The 22,921-nt window shown below is 43.9% G+C and carries 23 protein-coding genes; 15 read left to right on the top strand and 8 right to left on the bottom strand.

Annotated features, from left to right (window positions below; genetic code table 11):
• The first annotated feature begins 70 nt into the window (after positions 1–70).
• The 5 genes from nosZ to L3V31_RS00845 all read left to right on the top strand — a co-directional run bounded on the left by nosZ (position 71) and on the right by L3V31_RS00845 (position 5,735).
• Entirely contained in the window at positions 71–1,975 is a 1,905-nt protein-coding gene (nosZ, locus tag L3V31_RS00865; RefSeq protein WP_237313880.1) for a TAT-dependent nitrous-oxide reductase, read from the top strand.
• A gap of 81 nt (positions 1,976–2,056) precedes the next feature.
• Complete coding sequence (locus L3V31_RS00860; protein ID WP_237313879.1) at positions 2,057–3,361, top strand: nitrous oxide reductase family maturation protein NosD; 1,305 nt, start codon at positions 2,057–2,059, stop codon at positions 3,359–3,361.
• Positions 3,362–3,395: 34 nt separating this feature from the next.
• A complete protein-coding gene (locus L3V31_RS00855) occupies positions 3,396–4,364 on the top strand; it encodes an ABC transporter ATP-binding protein (RefSeq protein ID WP_237313877.1) in 969 nt (322 codons plus the stop codon).
• Complete coding sequence (locus L3V31_RS00850) at positions 4,361–5,182, top strand: ABC transporter permease subunit (protein ID WP_237313875.1); 822 nt, start codon at positions 4,361–4,363, stop codon at positions 5,180–5,182. Before L3V31_RS00855 ends, L3V31_RS00850 begins: the two co-directional genes overlap by 4 nt.
• Before the next feature lie 37 nt (positions 5,183–5,219).
• A complete protein-coding gene (locus tag L3V31_RS00845; RefSeq protein WP_237313873.1) occupies positions 5,220–5,735 on the top strand; it encodes a nitrous oxide reductase accessory protein NosL in 516 nt (171 codons plus the stop codon).
• 130 nt (positions 5,736–5,865) lie between these two features.
• On the opposite strand, the gene L3V31_RS00840 is transcribed toward L3V31_RS00845, so the two are convergent.
• A complete protein-coding gene (locus L3V31_RS00840; RefSeq protein ID WP_237313871.1) occupies positions 5,866–6,795 on the bottom strand; it encodes a M14 family metallocarboxypeptidase in 930 nt (309 codons plus the stop codon).
• Positions 6,796–6,983: 188 nt separating this feature from the next.
• Between L3V31_RS00840 and L3V31_RS00835 the strand changes: the two genes are divergently transcribed.
• Positions 6,984–7,889 (top strand): DUF808 domain-containing protein, encoded by a 906-nt coding sequence (locus tag L3V31_RS00835; protein WP_237313870.1) that lies wholly within the window; start codon positions 6,984–6,986, stop codon positions 7,887–7,889.
• Between the two features lie 92 nt (positions 7,890–7,981).
• On the opposite strand, the gene pyrC is transcribed toward L3V31_RS00835, so the two are convergent.
• Together pyrC and L3V31_RS00825 are read right to left on the bottom strand one after the other, a co-directional pair.
• Positions 7,982–9,010 (bottom strand): dihydroorotase, encoded by a 1,029-nt coding sequence (gene pyrC / locus L3V31_RS00830; RefSeq protein WP_237313868.1) that lies wholly within the window; start codon positions 9,008–9,010, stop codon positions 7,982–7,984.
• A 158-nt stretch (positions 9,011–9,168) separates the two neighbouring features.
• Positions 9,169–9,333 (bottom strand): YqaE/Pmp3 family membrane protein, encoded by a 165-nt coding sequence (locus L3V31_RS00825; protein ID WP_237313866.1) that lies wholly within the window; start codon positions 9,331–9,333, stop codon positions 9,169–9,171.
• Positions 9,334–9,532: 199 nt separating this feature from the next.
• Here L3V31_RS00825 and L3V31_RS00820 point away from each other — a divergent pair, with 199 nt between their 5' ends.
• Positions 9,533–11,350, top strand: coding sequence for a hybrid-cluster NAD(P)-dependent oxidoreductase (locus L3V31_RS00820; RefSeq protein ID WP_237313864.1), 1,818 nt, complete (start codon positions 9,533–9,535; stop codon positions 11,348–11,350).
• A 78-nt stretch (positions 11,351–11,428) separates the two neighbouring features.
• Here L3V31_RS00820 and nadE read toward each other — a convergent pair whose 3' ends face one another.
• The gene (gene nadE, locus L3V31_RS00815) at positions 11,429–12,259 is read right to left on the bottom strand and encodes an ammonia-dependent NAD(+) synthetase (protein ID WP_237313862.1); all 831 of its coding nucleotides are present in this window, start codon (positions 12,257–12,259) and stop codon (positions 11,429–11,431) included.
• Positions 12,260–12,474: 215 nt separating this feature from the next.
• Between nadE and L3V31_RS00810 the strand changes: the two genes are divergently transcribed.
• Positions 12,475–13,008: a nicotinate-nicotinamide nucleotide adenylyltransferase gene (locus L3V31_RS00810; protein WP_237313860.1), complete on the top strand. Its 534-nt coding sequence runs from the start codon at positions 12,475–12,477 to the stop codon at positions 13,006–13,008.
• A 14-nt stretch (positions 13,009–13,022) separates the two neighbouring features.
• Positions 13,023–13,505: a hypothetical protein gene (locus tag L3V31_RS00805; RefSeq protein WP_237314527.1), complete on the top strand. Its 483-nt coding sequence runs from the start codon at positions 13,023–13,025 to the stop codon at positions 13,503–13,505.
• A 130-nt stretch (positions 13,506–13,635) separates the two neighbouring features.
• On the opposite strand, the gene L3V31_RS00800 is transcribed toward L3V31_RS00805, so the two are convergent.
• The gene (locus L3V31_RS00800) at positions 13,636–14,244 is read right to left on the bottom strand and encodes an AraC family ligand binding domain-containing protein (protein WP_237313858.1); all 609 of its coding nucleotides are present in this window, start codon (positions 14,242–14,244) and stop codon (positions 13,636–13,638) included.
• Between the two features lie 192 nt (positions 14,245–14,436).
• Here L3V31_RS00800 and L3V31_RS00795 point away from each other — a divergent pair, with 192 nt between their 5' ends.
• Positions 14,437–15,543, top strand: a complete 1,107-nt coding sequence (locus L3V31_RS00795) for a 1-acyl-sn-glycerol-3-phosphate acyltransferase (protein WP_237313856.1) — start codon at positions 14,437–14,439, stop codon at positions 15,541–15,543.
• Positions 15,544–15,606: 63 nt separating this feature from the next.
• Here the strand turns inward: L3V31_RS00795 and L3V31_RS00790 are convergent, their stop codons facing one another.
• Positions 15,607–16,206 (bottom strand): hypothetical protein, encoded by a 600-nt coding sequence (locus tag L3V31_RS00790; RefSeq protein WP_237313855.1) that lies wholly within the window; start codon positions 16,204–16,206, stop codon positions 15,607–15,609.
• A gap of 146 nt (positions 16,207–16,352) precedes the next feature.
• Positions 16,353–16,652: a DUF406 family protein gene (locus tag L3V31_RS00785; RefSeq protein WP_237313852.1), complete on the bottom strand. Its 300-nt coding sequence runs from the start codon at positions 16,650–16,652 to the stop codon at positions 16,353–16,355.
• Between the two features lie 509 nt (positions 16,653–17,161).
• Between L3V31_RS00785 and L3V31_RS00780 the strand changes: the two genes are divergently transcribed.
• Both L3V31_RS00780 and hutZ read left to right on the top strand, forming a co-directional pair.
• Complete coding sequence (locus tag L3V31_RS00780) at positions 17,162–17,623, top strand: TetR/AcrR family transcriptional regulator (protein ID WP_237313850.1); 462 nt, start codon at positions 17,162–17,164, stop codon at positions 17,621–17,623.
• A 150-nt stretch (positions 17,624–17,773) separates the two neighbouring features.
• Positions 17,774–18,295, top strand: a complete 522-nt coding sequence (gene hutZ, locus L3V31_RS00775; protein WP_237313848.1) for a heme utilization protein HutZ — start codon at positions 17,774–17,776, stop codon at positions 18,293–18,295.
• A gap of 71 nt (positions 18,296–18,366) precedes the next feature.
• On the opposite strand, the gene L3V31_RS00770 is transcribed toward hutZ, so the two are convergent.
• Complete coding sequence (locus L3V31_RS00770; RefSeq protein WP_237313846.1) at positions 18,367–19,281, bottom strand: chemotaxis protein; 915 nt, start codon at positions 19,279–19,281, stop codon at positions 18,367–18,369.
• Between the two features lie 254 nt (positions 19,282–19,535).
• Here L3V31_RS00770 and ppiC point away from each other — a divergent pair, with 254 nt between their 5' ends.
• The 3 genes from ppiC (at position 19,536) to L3V31_RS00755 (ending at position 22,487) form a co-directional block, all read left to right on the top strand.
• Positions 19,536–19,814 (top strand): peptidylprolyl isomerase PpiC, encoded by a 279-nt coding sequence (gene ppiC / locus L3V31_RS00765; RefSeq protein ID WP_005375342.1) that lies wholly within the window; start codon positions 19,536–19,538, stop codon positions 19,812–19,814.
• Positions 19,815–19,880: 66 nt separating this feature from the next.
• Positions 19,881–20,225 carry a YajD family HNH nuclease gene (locus L3V31_RS00760; RefSeq protein WP_182009061.1) on the top strand — a complete coding sequence of 115 codons (345 nt, stop codon included), beginning with the start codon at positions 19,881–19,883 and terminating at the stop codon, positions 20,223–20,225.
• Positions 20,226–21,029: 804 nt separating this feature from the next.
• The gene (locus L3V31_RS00755) at positions 21,030–22,487 is read left to right on the top strand and encodes a DUF3360 domain-containing protein (RefSeq protein WP_237313844.1); all 1,458 of its coding nucleotides are present in this window, start codon (positions 21,030–21,032) and stop codon (positions 22,485–22,487) included.
• Positions 22,488–22,921 lie beyond the last annotated feature (434 nt).

Here is a 22,921-nt window from a genome sequence, read left to right as displayed (position 1 = left end):
ACTCTATAAGCTTTAACTACATGAAAACTGAATGTAAAGAAGCACTAACTTAGCAAACGGAGACATAATAATGAGTGACCCCAAGAATAACGGACTACCAACACAAATCGATAGTGATGCGCCAGTGGATGAATCACGGCGTAAATTTTTTGGTAAGAGTGCAGCCATTGGTTTAGGTGCTGCTGTTGCTCCTATGTCTGCCGCTATGTTTGCTTCAATGGCACAGGCAAAAGCACAGGAAGTGAGTAACTCTGCTGTTGTACACCCAGGTGATATGGACGAGTATTACGGTTTTTGGAGTGGTGGCCATTCCGGAGAAGTTCGTATTCTTGGTCTTCCGTCCATGCGTGAATTAATGCGTATCCCTGTATTTAATGTCGACAGTGCGACTGGTTGGGGAATTACCAACGAAAGTAAGCGTATCAAAGGTGATAGCGCTCACTTACTAACTGGTGACTCACACCACCCACATATGAGCATGACTGACGGCCGATATAACGGTAAGTATGTATTTATCAACGATAAAGCCAACACCCGAGTTGCACGTATTCGATGTAACGTAATGAAAACAGACAAAATGCTCACCGTACCAAACGTGCAGGCAATTCATGGATTACGGGTACAAAAAGTACCTGAAACTAAGTATGTCGTCTGTAACGGTGAGTTTGAGATCCCGATGAATAATGACGGGAAGTCTAATCTGGAAGACGTGAGTACTTATCGTTCACTCTTCAATGTTATCGACGCGGAAAAAATGGAAGTAGCATTCCAGGTGATGGTCGATGGAAACCTCGACAACACTGATGCTGATTATGACGGCAAGTATTTTGCGTCAACCTGCTATAACTCCGAAATGGGCATGAACTTAGCAGAGATGATTACCGCAGAACGTGACCATGTTGTGGTCTTTAACCTGGCACGATGTGAACAAGCGTTAAAAGCAGGCAATTATAAAACCTACAATGGCAACAACGTACCGGTACTTGACGGTCGCAAAGGCTCAGAGCTCACTCGTTACATTCCGGTTCCTAAATCCCCTCACGGTTTAAACACCTCTTCTGACGGAAAATACTTTGTTGCCAATGGCAAACTATCTCCCACTGTATCTGTAATTGCTATCGATAAACTTGATGACCTTTTCAATGATAGCATTCAGCCTCGGGATACCATCGTTGCAGAACCAGAATTAGGCCTTGGGCCGCTACACACAGCATTTGATAACCGGGGGAATGCATACACGACCCTGTTCCTTGATAGCCAGATTGCCAAATGGAACGTTGAAGACGCCATCAAGGCATATAATGGTGAAAAGGTGAATTATCTGCGCCAAAAACTGGACGTACACTATCAACCTGGGCATAACCATACCTCACAAGGTGAAACCCGCGATGCTGACGGAAAATGGCTCGTTTCACTGTGTAAGTTTTCCAAAGACCGCTTCCTTCCTGTCGGCCCGCTACGCCCGGAAAATGATCAGCTTATCGATATTTCCGGCGAAGAAATGAAGTTAGTACATGATGGTCCAACTTATGCTGAACCTCATGACTGCATGATCGTCCACCGCAGTATCGTTAAACCACAAAAACTGTGGACACGTGATGATCCGCTGTTTGCAGAAACTGTAGCAATGGCAGAAAAAGATGGTGTTGATGTCATGACACAGAACAAAGTTATCCGTGAAGGTAATAAAGTCCGTGTTTACATGACCTCAATCGCTCCTAACTTTGGCATGACAGAGTTCAAAGTAAAACTTGGTGACGAGGTGACCGTCGTTGTGACTAACCTGGATATGGTCGAAGATGTCACACATGGTTTCTGTATGACAAACCATGGTGTTCAAATGGAAATCGGTCCGCAAGCTACAGCGTCAGTCACCTTTATCGCTGATAAACCAGGCGTACAATGGTACTACTGTAACTGGTTCTGTCACGCGCTACATATGGAAATGCGCGGGCGTATGCTGGTTGAGGCATAATCGTCAGAAACGCTATCGCCAGTCGATAGCGTTTCATTCCTGCATCGTAATTAAACCTGATATAAGCCGAAGAGGACAGTGATGCTCTATCGTTTCATTGCATTAGTCATACTATTATCCCTGCAGGGTAACGCTTTTGCGGCAACAATTAAGGTAACAGAAGACGATGATTTACAACGGATATTAGACGCCGCGGTTAATGGCGATCAGATTATCCTCTCCGATGGAGAGTACAATGGTAATTTTATCATTCGCCATGGCATTACGTTACAAGGTTCATCACGAGCAGTTCTCAATGCTAACGGCAAAGGACATGGGCTGTTATTAAAAAGTGATAATATTCAAATTATTGGTGTAAAAATTGGTAACTGGGGGCACAACTTAACCGAAGAAAACGCTGCTATCTATGCAGATAAAAGCGCTAATCATCTGGTTATTAAGGATAACCACTTACAGGGAGACGGCTTTGGGATATGGCTACAAGGTGGTCAAAATATTGAGGTCATCAACAATACGATTATTGGTAACCCACAGTTACGTTCCGCTGACAGAGGCAACGGAATTCAGTTATCCCAGGTAAAGAATGTCACAGTAGAAGGGAATAATGTCAGCAATACCCGTGACGGACTTTATATTATCGCCAGTCAGAACAATGAATTGCTCAATAATACCATGCACAACCTTCGTTATGGTATTCACTATATGTATTCCCACAGCAACCGGGTTGAAGGCAATCTCGCCTATCAAACCAGAGCAGGCTACGCCTTAATGAGTTCACGCCAGTTAACCGTCACCAATAACATCAGTCGTGATAGTGAAGACTATGGTATTTTGATGAATTTCATCACGTATTCAACAATAAGTCACAATCAGATCAAGCATGTCTGGACTAAGCCGGAGCACAAAGTTAACGGTCGCGACGGGAAAGGGCTATTCATCTACAACTCCGGCTACAACACCATCAGCTATAACACCATTGAAACGGCAGAAATTGGCATTCACCTTACCGCAGGTTCGGAAAACGTTCAGGTGTATGGCAACAGCTTTATCAACAACCCAGTGCAAATCAAATATGTTGTTAATCGAGAACAAGAGTGGAGCAAGGATGGGACCGGAAACTACTGGAGCAATTATTTAGGATGGGATCTCAACCACGACCAGCGGGGTGATACCCCTTTTGAGCCAAATGACGGAATAGACAAACTCATTTGGAAATATCCGGAAGCAAAAATACTGTTAGATAGCCCTGCTTTATTAATGCTGCGCTGGATCCAAAAGCAGTTTCCGGTCCTTAAGCCTGCTGGCGTAAAAGACAGCTTTCCTTTGCTCGCACCAATAGCTCACTCCAGCAAGGAGTTCAATAATTTACAAACTGAGCATCCCTAATGCTCCTTAAATCATCCGACATCAGAGTAACCCTATGACAGCCGAAACGCCCATTCTTACATTGAGTGAGACAAGCAAAAAATACCAACAGCTCACTGCGCTGCATACTATAAACCTGACTTTAAATCCGGGAGAGGTGCTCGGGCTGTTTGGTCACAACGGTGCAGGTAAAACCACTATGATGAAAATCATCTTAGGAGTAACCCCGGCCAGTAGTGGACAGGCACGTGTTTTTGGCGTAGACCCTCTATCACAACAAGCATGGCTAAGCCGTCGAAAAATTGGTTACCTGCCGGAAAACGTCAGTTTTTACGAACAACTGACAGGACTAGAAGTACTTACCTACTTTGCCCGGCTCAAACGAGTTGCCAAGCAAGAAGTATATGAATTATTAGAACAGGTCGGTTTGACTCATGCTCAAAACAGACAAGTAAAACAGTATTCGAAAGGGATGCGGCAACGTCTGGGTCTCGCACAGGCCTTCCTGGGCAACCCTAAGCTATTACTATTAGACGAACCCACCGTTGGACTGGACCCTATCGCTACTCAAGACTTCTATCAGCGCGTTGACCAGCTAAAAGCTAATGGTGCCAGTGTGATTCTTTGTTCTCATGTTCTACCCGGCGTCGAACAACACATAGACAGAGCCTTAATTCTGGCGAAAGGTCAGCAGAAAGCCATTGGAAGCTTAGATCATTTGCGCAAGCAGGCGAATCTTCCGGCAACCATCAATGTTCCGCACCTTTCCCGACTTATAGAAAACGACTCGAGATTAGTTCAATGGCAGACAGGTACAGATCAGTTGCAGGTACCTGAAAAGCAAAAGTTAGAGGTTATCCGTCAACTGTTGAGCTGTAATGAACTAACCGATATCAACGTTGAGTCAGCCAGCCTAACACAACTCTATCAGTACTATCTAAAACAAGACAAGACAACCACTCAGCATGACACTGGTTTAAACCCAACTGAGTGCATACTTAGTTCGCCGGAGATAACATCATGATGCCACCCGTAATGATCGTTGCATTAAAAGAATTTCAGGATGGTTTACGTAATCGTTGGTTTTTATCTATTACTTTTATTTTCGCTGTGCTGGCTATTGGGCTTAGCTATTATGGTTCAGCCGCATCTGGCCAGTTAAATGTAGTCTCTCTTTCCAGCACGATAGCCAGTTTATCCAGCCTTGCGGTATTTTTAATTCCTCTTATTGCGTTACTGCTGAGCTACGACAGTTTTATTGGTGAGCGGGAATCTGGAACTCTATTGCTACTCATGACCTATCCTTTGAGCCACCACCAACTTCTGGCCGGAAAGTTTTTCGGTCAGGCGACAATTATTGGTTTGTCGACGCTGTTAGGCTTTGGTAGTGCTGGTGTACTAATGGCTTTCGTTACGGGCAGTACTGACGTACTACCTGCATTTAGTTTGTTTATCTTTTCAGCCATGCTTCTAGGCTGGAGCTTTATCGCTCTGGCTTATGTAATCAGTTTATCGGTCAGTGAAAAGTCTAAAGCCGCAGGGATTGCTCTGTTGGTATGGTTCTTATTCGTGCTGGTTTTTGATCTGGCATTATTGGCAGTATTAATTGGTGTCGAAGAGGGGCTAAGTCAAACCTTCCTGATTCAGGTAATGCTATTTAACCCAACCGATTTGTTCCGTCTCATCAACCTGACAAATTTAAACACTGGTGACATCGATGGCGTACTGGCGATTGCTATCAACCAAAGTCAATCTGCAACGACTCTCATTATGATTATGGTCGCTTGGGTCTTAGCGCCTTTAGGACTCGCTTCGATATTGTTTCGACATCAAAAACTATAAATTGCTGCCGTTCAAAACACCAAATTTAGGAGCTCTGATGCATAAACTACTCATTCAATACTTAACCAAATTGAAATACCTCAACATAATACTACTTTCTGTTGTTATTACAGCCTGCAGCGACCCGCAAGCTGAACAGAATGCTATGGTTCATCGAGCAGTCAGCATTGAACAATCAGATGAATGCCACCTGTGTGGCATGCTCATCAGTCGTTTTCCTGGGCCAAAGGGAGAAGGCTACAATAAATCGACTCAATCTATGCAAAAGTTCTGTTCTACCAAAGACCTATTCAACTACATTTTACAACCAGACAATCAGCGTCAAATAAAAGAAGTTTATGTTCATGACATGAGCAAAACCCCATGGCAAAAACCTGAAGATGAATACTTTATCGATGGACGAGAGGCCTGGTACGTCATCGGTTCGTCTCAAAAAGGATCTATGGGTTCAACACTGGCAAGTTTTAGTAAGCAGAAAGATGCAACGTACTTTGCTGATCAATTTGGTGGTAAAGTTTATCGTTTTGGTGAGATCACCCTCGATATGCTGTGATTATGGTGGCTATCTGGGATAGCAGTGTTTAGCCTTAGCCCAATAAAAGGACAGCTTCCACTCTCATATTGGGACACTATATGAGAGTGGAAGCGGTAACTTGGTGGAATTACATTAAGATTTTATCAATTTATGCGGTTGGCTTTAGCTGAGATAGTACGTAATCCAGGCCGCCTACAACGGCTGCAACCTGAGCGTCGTTACACTCTTCGTCAGTGACTTTCGGGCTGTCAGGGTAGACTTCAGTTGTCGTGCCATATTGGCAGTTAGTCACACCGCCACATAATCCCAGTTTCACCATTGGGTAGTTGATCACGCCAACTTGAACAACAGGTGAGCCGATGATTTCACCTTTCTCGTCAGCTGGGGCAATGTGCGTCACTTTTGCTACCGATTCAATCACCGCTTTTTGGAACTCTGGTTGTGGGTTCTCCGAATCACCTACAGTGTAAAAACCGTCCGGGATCATACCTTCGATGTATTCAATACCATCGCGAGCCGCCAGAGCAGGGCGGAACTCGGTTTCATCTGAGTCAGTCGTCTCGTGAAGATCAATGTGCATTAATACATCGCCCAGTGTCGCAACAAGCTTGATGAGGTTAGCGGACTCTTCCGCAGGGCTGTTTGCATAGAAAGATCGGTTCGGATCAATCGCGTTTGGATTCCAGCGGTTAATCACTTCATAACCCCAAGGGCTCACACACGGCGCAACTACGATATTGAAGTGCTCAGCGTAACGCTCAGCTTCTGTGTCCACGAATTTTAATGCTCCATGTACACCACTGGTTTCGTAGCCGTGCACGCCACCAGTGACAAGAACAACAGGCTTTGCTGAATCCCAGTTGCGTGTTTTGATGCAAAATAGTGGGAAACGATCTTCGTCATATGAGAGCGCACCGTATTGCTCGACATCAAAACGGTCGCGAAGTGTGTCGATTTTACTGACGACTTCTTCCGGATAGCTGCGTTTAACATCGCGTTCGGCTAACCAGGCTTTACGTTCAGCTTCGCCCCAAGGTTGCCCTGGGGTACCAATTGGGTAAGTGTATCCGCTTTTCATCTATACTTTTTTCTTTTGTTTACTCAAAGGTAAGACAAGACTAGACGTGTCTTATCTTTACAGCAATATAAAATACCGCTCGTTACCATAATCTTTGCCAGATAATCACTTTGCTGAGCATATTTGTGGTGATACATTTTAATTTTGACTAGGTTTAATGTAACTGATTGCATTTAAAGAGATAAAAAATGGCTGGAGCAAGTTTACTCACACTGTTAGATGACATTGCCACGGTATTAGATGACATCGCGGTGATGTCAAAAGTGGCAGCGAAAAAGACAGCAGGTGTGTTAGGAGATGATTTAGCATTGAACGCTCAGCAGGTACAAGGAGTTGCCTCTGAACGTGAAATACCTGTTGTTTGGGCCGTGGCGAAGGGGTCGTTTAAGAACAAACTGATTTTGGTACCGTCGGCGCTGCTCATTAGTGCCATTATTCCTTGGTTGATCATGCCATTGCTTCTGCTTGGTGGTTTATTTCTCTGTTTTGAAGGCACAGAGAAAGTGCTAGAGAAACTCTTTCCTCATGCTCATTCACACGAAGAAAAAGAAGAGATACTGGATAAAGGAGAGTCGGTAGAAGCGTTCGAGAAACGGAAAGTCAATGGGGCGATTCGTACCGACTTTATTCTTTCTGCTGAAATTATTGTGATTGCTTTAGGTACGGTTTCAGAAGCCAGTTTTGTCACGCAGGTTATTGTGGTGAGTCTGATTGCGATAGTGATGACCATTGGTGTTTATGGCTTAGTCGCTGGGATAGTTAAGCTGGATGACTTGGGCTTATACCTTGAGGTACGCGCGAAAGGAAAAGGTTTCATGGCAAAAGTCGGGAACGCACTGGTAACTTTTGCGCCGAAGTTGATGAGATTGCTAACCATAGTCGGCACGGCTGCGATGTTTTTGGTTGGTGGGGGCATCATTGTTCACAATGTGCCAGCCATTCATCACTTTGTAGAGCCAATCTTGATGGACTTTAGTGGTCACTCTTTTGCCACCGCAGTGTTACCGATTTTACTCAACGGTCTTATCGGCTTTGTTGCCGGTTTGCTTGTCGTTGGTGCCTGGACATTGATAGAAAAGGTGCGTGGGAATTAATCTCACCCAAAAAAACAACAAGGGTCATGACTTCATTTGTGGATATAAAGTCATGACCCTTTTTATTTGTTAGCGTTAATTAAGTGAAGCGCTTATTTAACTTGCCATTCAATCTGTTCGTTTGCACGGATAGGAACAACGATGTCACTGCCAAACGGCATAGTTTCTGGTACATCCCAAGAGGCTTTTTCTAAGGTAATTGTATCGGTGTTACGAGCAATACCGTAGAAGTCTGGGCCATTGAAACTTGCAAATGCTTCTAGGTTTTCCAGTTTACCTTCTTTGTCGAATACCTCAGCATATAGCTCAACGGCTGCGTGTGCTGTGTATGAACCCGCACAGCCACAAGCCGACTCTTTCGCACCTTTTGCGTGTGGCGCTGAATCTGTACCCAGGAAGAATTTCTTACTACCGCTTGTTGCCGCTTCAATCAGCGCTTGCTGGTGGGTATTGCGCTTTAGGATTGGCAGACAGTAGAAATGCGGCTTAATGCCACCGACAAGCATGTGGTTGCGGTTGAAAAGTAGGTGGTGAGCAGTAATCGTCGCCGCAACGTTATCAGACGCGTTTTTAACGAAGTTAGCGGCGTCAGCGGTGGTGATGTGTTCCAGAACAATTTTTAGATTTGGGAAATCATTAACGATAGGAGCAAGAACCGTATCAAGGAACTCTTTTTCACGGTCGAAGATATCAACATCGTGATGTGTGACTTCGCCATGAACCAAAAGTAGCATGCCGACTTCTTCCATTGTTTCCAGAACGTGGTAGATGTTCTTCGCATTGGTCACGCCAGAATCAGAGTTGGTGGTTGCACCTGCTGGGTATAATTTTGCAGCAACAATTTTGCCTGTCGCTTTTGCGGCGCGAATTTCGTCTGGAGAGGTGTTATCGGTCAGGTACAGCGACATTAAAGGTTCAAATTGCTCGCCGTGTTGTTCTTTAAGGATTCTATCGCGGTAGGCTAGCGCCATTTCAGTGTTGGTAACAGGTGGGACGGTGTTTGGCATGATCAGCGCGCGGCCGTTGTAGCGGCTGATATCACGAACGGTGTCTTTAAGAACATCCCCATCGCGTAAGTGAACGTGCCAGTCGTCAGGACGAGTAATAGTCAGTGTTGTCATTAATTGCTCCCACCATTGAAAAAGTTGTCTGATTGGAGCCTAAACGAAGCAACTGCATTGTGAGCAAACGCTTGCGCTTAGGCGACAGGATGATAGAGGAATTGACTTCACATTTCATCCCATTTTTCACTTTTCTACGATTGTGGAAGCGCGATAAGTTATTTCATCGTCAACCAAAGCGCATGAATCGTACCCGGTAGGAAGAAGAAAAAGGTCAGAATTAAGTTGATGAAGAAATCTTTATTGAAGCCTCTTTCCATGTACACCGCGACTGGTGGAAGAAATATACACAGTAAAATTAGAACGAGTTTTCTTGTATCCATGATAAGCCTCTAGTCAATTTATCGTTGTTGTCAAAAGAGTGGCGAATTATGTGTCTTGTGTCACATTATATCAATCGGTGTTTAGTCAGCGTGTTGTAAAAAATACAATGTTTAGATTTAGTTAAGTTGACTCCTTACATTAGTCAAGACTTCTCCTTACAATAGCGCAATAAATAAAATACACCGCAGGAAGAAGGCTATGTCACAACCCATCTTATCCCAAATAAATGTCTTTCCGGTTAAATCAGTTGGAGGGGTAGCTCTCTCGTCTGCATGGGTAGAAAAGCAAGGCTTGAGCTTTGATCGCCGATTTATGCTTGCCAAAGCAGATGGCTCGATGATCACCGCAAGGAAGTACCCACAGATGGTCACCGTGAAATCAGCGATACTCGCCGATGGTGTTGTGTTTAGCTCCTTAGGTATGGAGCCGCTTAAAATCCGCTATCAAGACTTCAAAATGCAGGAAACCCCTGCGACCGTATGGAGCGATACGTTTACTGCTTATACGACAACCGATGAAGCTGATGACTGGTTCACCCGTGTGTTAGGGCAGCGAGTCGAACTGCTTTTTTGTGGTGAGCAATCGAACCGTGTGCGAGAAAAGTTCGGCCATAACGTGAGTTTTGCTGATGGTTACCCGGTTTTGGTCATCAGTCAGGCTTCGCTTGATGAACTGAATAAGCGAAGCTCAGAACAGCACTCTATGGATCAGTTCCGTACCAATCTGGTTGTCGCAGATACCAAGCCATTTGAAGAAGATTCTTGGAAACGAATTCGTATCGGCGAGGTGGAGTTCGAGTCACTCAAGCCTTGTGAGCGTTGCATTCTTACGACGGTCAATACGCAAAGAGGTACGTTCCGCGAGAGTAAAGAGCCACTGAAAACGCTACAGCAGTTCCGTGCCAATGAGCGAGGAGGGGTCTTTTTTGGGCAAAACCTTGTGGCCTGTAACGAAGGTATTATTCGCCAAGGCGATAAAGTTGAAGTGCTTGAATACAAACAACCTGAGTTTTATGAGGATAACTCTCCTGCACGTTTAACGTTAACTTGCGTCGAACGTGAAGAAATAGCACAAGATTTTGTGACGTTTTGGTTAGAACCAAGCAAAGGCCAGCTACCGAATTACTTACCTGGACAACATTTACCAATCGATGTTGAAGTGGATGGTAAAAAGATAGGCAGACGTTATACGCTCTCTTCCAGTCCTTCTCGTCTGGGACGATATGCTGTCTCAGTTAAGCGAATTTCTGGTGGCCGTGTGTCGAATTCGCTATTGGATAATCTGCAGGTTGGCGATGTATTAGAAGCGGAAAAACCAGATGGGGAGTTTCATCTTAAGCCGCATCACACTCAGCGCCTGTTGTTGCTTTCAGCGGGCAGTGGCGTTACTCCAATGCTGTCGATGGTGCGTTATTTAGCCGATAACAACCAATTAGATGATGTCGTGTTCTACCATCAGTGCCGCACCGAAAAAGACATTCCTTGTCGAGTTGAATTGGAGTTGTTGAAACGAGAACATCCAGGACTAGAGGTCAAGTTTTGTCTGACTCAACCAGCGATAGATTGGTTTGGATTGAAAGGTCGACTAAGTCTTTCACACATCAAACAGATTAAAGATGCCGAACAGCGTCAGGTGTTTGTTTGTGGCCCTGATGGCTTTATGCAAAAAGCGAAAAACTTGCTAATGAAAAAGGGGCTGCCTGAAGAGAACTACCATCAGGAAGCGTTTGGTGTCTCTGCGGTTACAGCCCAGCCAGAGAAAAGTATCGAAATCGAGTTCAACGGCTCTAAGATTACGGGTAATAATCAGAAAACACTTTTAGACCAACTTGAAGATGCCGGAAAGGACATTAGCAACAGTTGCCGCGCAGGATTATGTGGTGCATGTAAAGTACAATTGAAATCGGGGCAAGTTCACCATCCTGACGTACCAGCTTTAAGCGCTGAAGAGCGTGCAATGGGAACGGTATTAGCGTGTTGTGCCGTTCCGGATACAGATGTCACAGTGACTGACTAGCCAGACTGAGATACCTAAAAAAACGCTGCCCTTGAGCAGCGTTTTTTAGCTTAAGCGTGCAAGCGCTATCACGATGATTTAGTCGTAAATCGTAGGGATAGGCTGACGTTTGTGCTGCGTAGCTTTGTAAATAGCAACCAGACGGTCACTCACTTGTTGAGGCACTGGTTTGCCTTCTAGGAAGTCATCAATTTGTTCGTAAGACAGATTCAACGCATCTTCGTCCGCTTTTTGCGGCGCAAGCTCTTCTAAATCTGCTGTTGGTGTCTTTTTCACTAGAAGTTCTGGTGCGCCTAATGTTGCCGCTACCTCACGCACTTGACGTTTGCTCAAACCAAACAAAGGAGCAAGGTCACAAGCACCATCACCAAACTTCGTGTAGAAGCCAGTAATGTTTTCTGCCGAGTGATCGGTTCCCAGCACTAAACCGCCAACGTAGCCAGCAATTTCGTATTGTGCGACCATTCGGGCACGCGCTTTTACGTTGCCTTTCACAAAGTCTACTTTTGCCGCGTCGGTTGGTAGAAGGCCAGTTCCCTCTAGTGCAAAGCTAGAAGCGGCGTGCATACCGTCTACACCTTGTTTGATGTTTACTGACACAGAGTGAGTCGGTTCAATGAACGATAAGGCAAGTTGTGCCTCATCCTCATCTTTTTGCTCACCGTAAGGCAGACGAACCGCGATGAATTGGTAGTCGTTACTACCACTCGCTTCATTGAGTTCATTGACTGCAAGTTGGGCAAGGCGACCACACGTGGTTGAGTCAACACCGCCACTGATGCCAAGCACGAGTGACTTACAACCTGCTTCTTGTAGTTTACGCTTTATAAAAGCAACACGGCGTTCAATTTCGAAATGCGGATCAATAGAAGGGAGTACTCGCATTTCATCACGGATGGATTGTTCCATTTAGGGTTCCTTTTCCTGCAAATATATCAGACACCAACAGCGTTGGTATTTACCAAAACCAGTAAAAGCGATTGCTTGATTACTTACAAATGGTGACAAACTATCCAATTGAGGCTCACAAACATCACTTAGGTGTCAAAAAGCTATAAAGATTAGTAGTATCATACCGAAATCATCAAATTAGAAAACTCTCTTAAATCAGGTAATCGCTGGATATGAAAAAAATTGCCATTTTTGGTAGCGCATTTAATCCACCTAGCTTAGGCCACAAAAGTGTTATCGAGTCTTTGGGCCACTTTGATCTTGTGCTTCTTGAACCTAGCATCGCACACGCTTGGGGCAAGGAAATGTTGGATTACCCAACCCGGTGCAAGTTGGTCGATGCGTTTATCAAAGATATCGGGCTTTCTAATGTTCAGCGCTCGAACGTGGAGCAAGCTTTATACCAGCCTGGACAAAGTGTGACGACCTATGCGTTATTAAACAAAATTCAAGAAATTCATTCGACGGACGATCTAACTTTTGTCATTGGCCCTGACAATTTCTTTAAATTTGCTAAATTTTATAAAGCACAGGAAATTACTGAGCGCTGGACCGTTATGGCGTGTCCTGAAAAAATAAAAATTAGAAGTACAGATATTCGAAAAGCGTTGATGGAAGGAAAAGACATCAGCGCCTTTACTACGTTAACAGTCAGTGAACTATTGCTCCACGAAGGTTTATATAGAGAAACTTTATCTGGTAACTGAGAGGTTAAATGTTCATGGTCAGATTAGCCGTATTTAGTACGTGCGTACTGCTTGTAAATTCGCAAGCCAGTTTAGCATGTAACTATTTTTCTGATCGATCTGTCGTTTTTGCTGACAATACCATGCCTATTTGTGAAGAATTATTTGACAGCGCTGACGTATTAAGTGCTGACACTTTGAATTGGTATGCACCAGAAGTCGAACTGGATGGGCCCACGAAAAGTTATTGGGAAGAGTGGGCGTTTACACCGCACGAAACACCTATCCTTACTCAAAATCTAGAGAAGAACTACTTTGGTCTTGGGATCTGGATGCCTGAAGATCTCCTAGAAGACGAAAGTAAAATGACTACGGAAGAGTGGATTCGTAATCACGGTCTGATGTTTAGCATAGGTTTTGGTGACAAAGGCGATGGTGAGCCCAGAGTGCGTTTGGATTATCGTTGGCATGATTACTATGATGCTGACTGGATGATGCAGATCGAAGTGCCATTTTGAACAATTTAAAAAGCGTACCTTAGATGATGTACGCTTCTTGTTTTTTGGACGGACGTTACTTAGTTTTTTGGACGGATGCTACTTAGCGTATAAGCGAATTTAGTGAGTAGTGATAAAGTTTAGTGAATAGTTATAAAGGCTCACCAAAGACCAAGAAACAAAGTTGCTCATACTCTTCGCGATTTCCTGCAAAAAGTGCTTCTACAATATCAGCATCTTTTTTCCCTGATAACTTCATCTTTCTTGCTTCTCGCAGCGTGAGGACTAGACATAGCTCTCTTGAGATACTTACTTCACACCCAGGCTCCCACTGATTAATAGCTTTGCTTAATGTCGAGCTAGATAGAGCGGGAGAAATCATCCCAACTTCGTGCTTTATAACAGCAAGCAAGTCTAGTTGGACATCCGAGCGCGATTCGACTGTCGACAACTTGTCGAGTAAAGCTTTGAGTAAGACTGATGGTTTAATGAACCCTGCTTGCTGAGAAAAGTCATCACGCAAACGCACAGAAAAATTACAGCAATGAACACGAGTATTAGGTAAAAAGGTGAGGGAGCTCAAACATCCCTGAGGAATCCAAAAAAACTGACCCGGTTCAATGGCATACTCATGCTTACCCAATTTAATGATCACTAATCCTTCAATCACAGATAACAAACTGTGCTTTAGCGCTTTTTTGCGCGCAGTAACATTAAGAAAAGGGTAATTAGTGTCGTGAAATTCAATTGCGTAGTTCATTATTATTACCAGTGATTTTTGGGCGCTAAGCGTAACGCTAAACCTACCGGATTCCAACCGGTTAAAAAAAATTTTTAGCCACACTATTTTTAGGTGAACTGGTATGACCATGAGAAAAGTATGAGCTAAAATGCTGCTATACACTAAAACTATGCGTAAAATGTGCCAGCTTTTTTAGATATGTAATGAATAATGACTGCCAATACCGACCCTTATATTGAAATTCGTCCTTATAATGACGAAGAAATTCCAGCAGCGCTGGACCGTCTAATCCAAGATGATGAATTTATCACCGCGATTCTTGATCACCGTTTTGCCAACAAAGCAGGATGGTTTAAAACTCTTATGAGCCCGATTGTTCGCCTTTACCTCAAAGCAAAGTGGAGCAAGCTTGATTCTGTAGAAGCGATTCAGATCGAAGTGAAAAAGTATCTTGAAGATACGCTGAAAAAGACAACGGATGGCGTCACTTTTTCTGGTTTAGATAAGTTGGATAAAAATACCTCTTACTTATTCATTTCTAACCACCGTGATATCGCGATGGATCCTGCGTTGGTTAATTATGGTTTACACCAGACTGACCACCGTACCGTTCGCATTGCAATTGGTGATAACCTTCTCAAGAAGCCTTGTACGACGGAGCTGATGCGATTGAACAAGAGCTTTATTGTTAAGCGTTCAGCGAAAGCACCACGAGAAATGATGAAAGCGTTAGGACAGCTGTCGAGTTACATCAAACATTCTCTTGATACGGGCAACTCTATTTGGATCGCACAAAAGGAAGGCCGAGCAAAAGACGGTAACGACTTCACAGATCCTGCCATTCTGAAAATGTTTCATGTCGAAGGTCGCAAGCAAAAAATTAGCTTTGGAGAATACACTCGCTCTTTGAAAATAGTGCCTGTATCTATCTCTTACGAGAACGACCCTTGTGACCTTGCGAAGGCGAAAGAGTTATTTGCCAAAGCAGAAAGTGGCCGTTATGAGAAAGGTGAATTTGAAGATATTGAAAGTATCATTCAAGGTATTATTGGTTACAAAGGACGCATTCATGTGGCTTTCGGCGATGTGATTGAGCAAGAGTTTGAAACACCAGAGTCTCTTGCTGCTGAGGTCGACCGTCAAATTCACAACAATTACCGACTTTATCCAATCAATTTGCTCGCCGCTGGCCGCGATGATTCAGGCGTGCCTGAAAAGGTAAAACGTCAATTGGCTGATAAGCTTGAAGAATTGCCAGAAGGTGCACGTCCTTTCCTTGTCGCGAGTTATGCCAACCCTGTAAACAATCAAGAGTAGCATTGGTTGGTTTATTTCTGAATCAATACGCCTCGGGCTCTGTCCCGAGGTTTTTTAATCCTTTTAAGGTGCGACAGTGCCACCTAAGGTCAAGTTACTTGGCCACTTAGTTATTTGATTCCCGCCCAGAAATATATTTCCTTTCACCGTCATATTGTCCGGAAATGCTGTGAGTGCTGAGCCTCCAATGTAAAGATGTCCATCGACGATTAAGCCATCCGGTAAAGCCGTTAATGGTGTGCGAATGACACTTAAATCACCATAGACACGCAGTCTTACCGGAAGTTTTTTTAGTGGTGTGTCAGTAAGGTTCAAATATCCGCCGAGTTTTACGCCTTTTGGCCAGTTTTCGATTTGGCTACCTAATACGTTTGCATAACCTTTTATTTTGATATTTGGCCTGATGGTTTTAAGTGCGCTGTTTGTTGCCTCTAAACTGCCCCCGACATTGAGGCCTTTAGGTAGCTGGGTGATAGACGTTTGGGAAATGTTCAGGTTGCCTTTAATAGACAAATCAGATGGTAATTGAGTATAGGGCTTGTTGCGCAGATCAAGGTTGCCATAGTTGTCTAGGTAACCAAACTTGGTGTAGTAATCCAGCTCGTACGCAACAGAAGGAGTGTTGAATGTTGTCAGTGCAATAATAAGTAGAGTGAAACGCATGGCTGATGACTTTACTAGAGATAAAACCTCAAAAGCATATATCAAAGCGCGAATTGCGGCTATTCCAAGTGTTAACACTTGAAGGAAAGTAACAACTTACATGGAAGTAATTAGAAAGCGAGCAGAGTGCTCGCTTTGGAATAGGATTAACGCCTTAATGTACGAGTTTTCAATTCAAAGATCAGCTTTTCTGCACTGACTTCGAACTTGAAACGGGCTGACGCTTCTTTAGACTCTTCTGTGATTTCACTGACATTATATTCAACGTTGGTACATACGGATTTAGCCAATTCAATGTAGTCTGCTAACCCAGATTCTAGGGCTACTTTAGACTCTGCGAAAATCGTTACGTCGGCAACTTCGTCGCCTTCTTTGATGACAAAGCCAATTTCACCCGCACAGCCACATGCTTCGCAGACTTGGTTTCCTTCTAATTCGATGCTCATAACGAATCCTCTTGTAAAAACTAAGGGTATTCTAGCAGGTATTTGATCTCTATCTACAAAAATGAATGAATTTGCATAAAAAGCACACAGATTGAAGGGTTTATCTATCAGTTGGGGGCTAGGTGGATATACCTAATGTGATATATATCAATATTTAAGAGTAATTACACTAGTTACGAACGAGTTTTGTGCTTGGTCAGTTGAACTGGGGAACAATTTATAAGAGTATTTATTGATTGAATAACTCTACATGATTATCATTCTTAACACCTGAGTGACTTTAATTGATGGTCTGGTGCAACACCTTGATGTCGTTATCTTTTCATCTGGGGAACGTGTGGTATACGCTGATTAGCCTGTCCCGGTATGTTGGCTATTGCGCAGTACTTTATCGCTATGACAAAGGTCCGAGTTTAGATTAGGAAGCACAGTAATAAAACTGAGGATGATTTCAATCTGGCCTCGTTGAGTTGTGAGTTAGATGGATTTAAAAAAGAAGAGCTTAAAATATGCCAAAGCGTAGTAAAGAAGATACCGAAATAACTATCCAGAAGATCATGGATGCCGTCGTTGACCAGTTGCTTAGACTTGGTTATGACAAAATGTCGTACACAACGCTGAGTCAGCAGACGGGTGTATCACGTACAGGTATTAGTCATCACTTCCCTAAAAAAACAGATTTTACCGCAGCGCTCGATGCTCGCATATTTAAAATGTTTGTTGAGCACTTAAGGTTTGATAAAGGGTTGGAGACGTTTTCGGATAGCTGGATGACAGCGCTGGAAAATGCTGAATTTGTGGCTATTCTAAAACTCCTGTTTCATCACATCGTAGCCACTGAAAATGCCCATGAGTTTGCAACGAATGGTATTGATCGCCTGTATAAGATGGTCGACAACCAATTTGGTGATGGTGGTGACAAAGAACTCGAGTGGTTGATTGGTCGTTCTCTAATTCAAATGAGTAAATAACCGATAGAGAATTAAGCAAGCCCTGCTAGAAACCAGCGGGGCTTTATGTTTTTGGCCCCAGCACTTTTTGCATTAAGAAGTTTTATCCACTAAGCCAGTGTTCCACGGCTATAATACCAATCACAGCGGTAGAGATCGTCAGGAATTACAATGAATCAACAAGTGAAACAAGAGCGCCTGCAGGACCGTCTGGGTTCGGAAATCAAAGCGTTTCGTCAGGAGCGTAGAACATTGCAGCTAGCCACTGTCGATGCGGAAGGCCGACCTAACGTCAGTTACGCCCCGTTTGTACAAAACCAGCAAGGTTACTTTGTTCTCATTTCGCAGCTCGCTCGTCATGCACGTAACTTGTTAGAGAACCCCAATGTCTCTCTGATGATGATTGAAGATGAAGGTTCTTCTGGTCAAATCTTTGCACGTAAGCGCTTGACGTTTGATGCGGTTGCAATCGTTGTGGAGCGTGACACCGAGCTTTGGCAACAAATTGTTGCTCAGATGAAAGCACGTTTCGGAGAGATTATTGATGGTTTGAGCAACCTAGAGGATTTCGTTTTGTTCAATCTAAAAGCGGAAAAAGGCCTGTTCGTGAAAGGCTTCGGTCAGGCATATCAGGTTTCTAGTGATGATCTTGTTGATTTTGTCCATTTAGAGAAAGGGCATCAGAAAATTTAAAGACTTACTAGATAACATCAAACCATCTAGGGGGCACAGTTGCTCTGTATCCCCCGCTATTTGAACTACCATCATGAAGCCATTGCTTTAGCTTCAATCTCCTTCGCGCCTCGCAACATGGCTTCAATCAACTCACCAGCGTTAAACTTTACCAGAGCCTCGTGCGCACCCACTTGGTGGGCTCGATCAACACAGATCTCACTGGAAAGAGAAGTATGTAGAATACGGTACGAGTGGTTGAGTGCCGAGTCATTTTGTACTTCGAACGCCAGCTCGTACCCATCCAGTCCCGGCATTTCAATATCACTGACCAATAAATCAATTGGGCTATGCAGTGCTGCTTGGTCTCTCATTAATTGCAACGCATCTGCGCCATTTTTGCTGATCTGGTACGGGATGTTAATGCTGTCTAATGCATCACTAAGTTGCTTACGTGCAATCGAAGAATCGTCAACGAGTAAGATATTGAGAGCTTTTAAGCGTTCACGCTCTACGTCAGTCAGCATTGGAATTTTTGAATGCTCATATTGCGGATAGATCTTGGACAATAGCAATTCGACATCCAGCATTTGAACCATTTTGTTTTCATACTGAGTAATGCCCGTGACAAAAATATTTTGACCAGCGCTCTCGGGTGGTGACTCTATCGTTTTCCAGTCACAATCAATGATTTTTTCAATGCTTCGAACCATAAAGGCAACAACGGTTCTCAGGCAGTCGGTCACAATCAAGTAACAGCTTTGGTACTCTTCTTCCTGAATCGGCCGGAACCCGACGGCTGCGGACATATCAATCACAGGCACGGTTAGGTTGCGAATCGTCACAGTGCCTATTACGTGCTGGTGGGAGTATGGGATCTTCGTGGTCGGCATGTACGGAACAATTTCACGGACTTTAAGAGTGCCTATCGCGAAGTATTGTTGCAGGGTAAGCTTGAATACTAACATCCCCTGAGATTGATTCGCTTTGCTAACGACTTTTGCCATGAAATAACCTTATAAATACCAAATGATTACCTCTAATCTAATCGGATAAACCGGCGGCATCAACAGCCCTACACCGAAAAGTTAAGTTTTCATTCATTCTATTAGCTTTGCAGATGTGAGAATGCTCAAATTCCGCTCAGCTCGTGTTAACAAAACACAAATAGAGCTTCCCTGTAGGCGTGGTGAGAGAAATGTTTGGCGTGATCGGGTGTATTCGGTAAACTTGCGCTAACAGAACAGCGAGAGATAAACAGATGGCAAATACAGCAGCCGCATTGCATATTCTTGTGAAACACAAAGAACAAGCAGAAGACATCATCAAGCAACTTAAAAAAGGGGCTAAATTTCAGACACTGGCAAAGAAATACTCGACTTGCCCGTCTGGAAAACGCGGAGGTGATCTTGGTGAGTTTCGTCGTGGGCAAATGGTGCCTCAGTTCGACAAAGTTTGTTTTTCAGGTGAAGTGCTAACCCCGCATTTGGTAAAAACAAAATTTGGCTGGCATGTGGTAAAGGTTTTATATAGAACATGATACTTAGCACGTGCGATTTGCGCACGTGCTAGCATCTTATCTTAAATAACACGTGAGGGTACATCTATGGCATCAGATTATTACGGAACCAGTGCCAGTTATGCACGTAAAGAAGCTGGTTATCGCGAGAAGGCACTGAAGCTCTATCCTTGGGTATGCGGAAGGTGTGCTCGAGAGTTTGTGTATTCAAATCTGCGCGAATTAACGGTTCATCACAAAGATCATGACCATACGAATAATCCAGAAGATGGCAGCAACTGGGAGTTGCTATGTCTGTATTGCCACGATAATGAGCATAGTAAGTACCTAGAGCATGAACGTTACGGCAGCGAAATAAAACCAGGTGAAGATGAACACCAAGGAGCGACATACAATCCATTTGCTGATTTAGCGAAGATGATGAAGAAGTGATTCTTTAAGGCTCAAGCGATTTGCGGTTGTGCCTTAAATCATTTTGCACCGAAATCAGTTAGAGTAAAAAATCCATTCGATTCCTTTCATACGTATTTGCATTAGTAAAATTATCCCTTTCGCTGCTGGCGTGATGTTTTCTACCTTGAAAAAATGCAGGTTGTGTTAAGTAAGTCGCCAAAATATGTAATTCGATTAGTTACATGCCCCATATCAGATAGTTAGAGTATATTAATCTAATTGGATAGGGTAAGGCTCATCAGTTAAATATTAGCGATATTAAACGGTATAGTGGTTACTTGCCTTGGTGAGAGTTTTTAAAGTACGCAAGCCCGTGTTGTAAGCAACGTTCAAGACACGTCAAGTATCTCTTACACCAGAGCTATTGATTACCATTTCAACAATTTTTCTTTCACACCATGACTTACTAACGTCTTCAAACTGAAGGAAAAATCGACAACGCACCTGAATTGAAGCCATAACGTCCCCAAAAAGCGTAGGTTTTAGCATACAAACACCAGTTGGAGTTAAGACCATTCCCCTTGGTTTTCCGTTCGAAAATTGCTCACAAAGATCGAAGCGCCCTAATGTAATGTTAACTTAATGTTTAATAAGTGAGATTTTTGTTGTCCTTTTACTAATGTCTAATATTCCTACCGATAGCAACACATGCTTAATAAGCTCATATCAATAAAGGTACTCGAAAGCACCTAGGATGTTGTCTCGTATTGGTCGAAGGTCAGTACACCAAGCGAAACTCTAGTTGACATAGTTCAGCTTCGAAACATAACAAAGGATAACTCAATGTCTGACACAAGTAAGACTTTTTACAGGGATGTGCGCAAAAAACCGCATGAATTTGAAAACCGAGAAGACTTTCTAAACCATGATTTAACCGTCATGAGCTTTCGTCGCTGGGGTATTCATTTGCCTTCACGTGATTACAGTATTGAAATCGAAGATTGGGTACCTGCATTAGCCGCCACCATTGGTAAAGTGGTTATGGTGACCGCCATGGTTGCCGCTTTTGCGGCTCAGTTCGGTTTATCTCCGGAGTTCGTTGCAGAAAACGTGCGTTACGAGCTGCTTATTGCGGGTGCTCTGTTCGTTATCCTGTTTTCTGCAATCCTAAACCCGAACGCAAACTTAGCCGGTACCCACGGCCCAATGATACCGCTGATTCCTATGATTGCTGCCGCAGGGGGACATCCTCTGGCTCTCGGTTTGATGGTATGTGCTTTTGGTTTAATTCTCGCTTTTACTAAAGGCGGTTCTAAACTCATGACCCTGACTGGCATTGGGGTTCGAGGTGGGTTGCTGATCTACCTCGGCGCAGTGGGGTTGATCGGACAGATTAATAAGACTGAAGCGTGGGCTGCAAGTGCGGACCAAAGTTACATCTCGTTTGTGGTCATTGGTCTAACTGTGTTGGTTTATGCCTACTTAGCCAAGATCAACAAACGTTGGTTAGCAATCCCACTGTGTTCCGCACTAGCGGGTATTGTCGCTTATGTTATGGGCGCTGAGTTTGCTTTTACCACTGAGCCAGGCCTGCCTAATTTCAGTCCATTCTACTGGTGGGGTGAAGATACCGGATGGCAACTAGGCTGGCCAACCCTGGAGCACTTTATTGCCGTTACTCCATTTGCTCTACTAGCAGTCGCTATGTGGTCTCCTGACTACCTCGGTCACCGTGTTTTTCAAGAACTTAACTACCCAAAAGAAGCAAAAGGCGTACTAATGGATGTCGACGACACTATGGTCGGAGCGTCTGTTCGTCAGGGTGTTGGCTCACTATTAGGTGGCGGTAACCTAGCTTCTTCTTGGGGGACGTACATGATTCCGGCCGCAATTGCCAAACGTCCTATTCCTGGCGGCGCGCTGTTAACTGGCTTAATGTGTATTGCCGCAGCTGTCATTGGTTACCCGATGGATCTAGCGATGTGGGAGCCTGTTCTACGCGTTGCTCTAATTGTAGGGGTATTCTTACCACTTCTTGAAGCGGGTATGCAGATGATCCATAAGCATAAAGATTCACTCAGTGCAGGTATCTGTATTTTTGCCTGTGCATTCGTTAACCCAGTCTTTGGTTGGGCGATCACTATGCTGCTGGATAACCTCGGACTTATCGGCGACCATGAGCGTGCCAACGAGCTATCGAGCAAAGATAAATACCTGATTCCTGGCGTTGCCTTTATCATTTGCGCAGGTTCCCTTGCTGTAGTTGGTCAGCTTCCGGGTATTCCCGCTCTGATCGGTTAACAGAATCTAGTACTAAAGGCATAGATGGTCACCACCTATGCCTTCTCTCTTTACGGTTCTAATCTTGTCCAAAGTTCATCGGATATCAAATAAGACTATTTGTTCATTTCTTTAGTGCTGAGTTAAACCTCGATGAAACTCAGCTCCCCTTTATGCTCGACTAGCAGAACAAACGTCAGAAAGCTATTAAGGGAAAGTTACGTGTTTCACGGTATTTAATCACTCTGAATTTAGGGTTCTGTCGATCCCGAAGCAGCATCACATAAGATGGTTAGAATGTGATAGGAAAGAGACTCTAGTGTGGTTGAGAAAGCAAGCGCATGGCGGTTCTATTGGTAAAGTAACTGATTTGACTCATGGCCCAAGATACTTTTTCTAATCAATACAGTGTCTAGATTTATGGGTCTTATCACAGTAACAACAAATTCTCTTAT

Source organism: Vibrio sp. J1-1 (genome assembly GCF_021728395.1).
In the GTDB taxonomy this organism is placed as follows: domain Bacteria; phylum Pseudomonadota; class Gammaproteobacteria; order Enterobacterales; family Vibrionaceae; genus Vibrio.
This window is presented reverse-complemented; position numbering and strand designations above follow the sequence as displayed.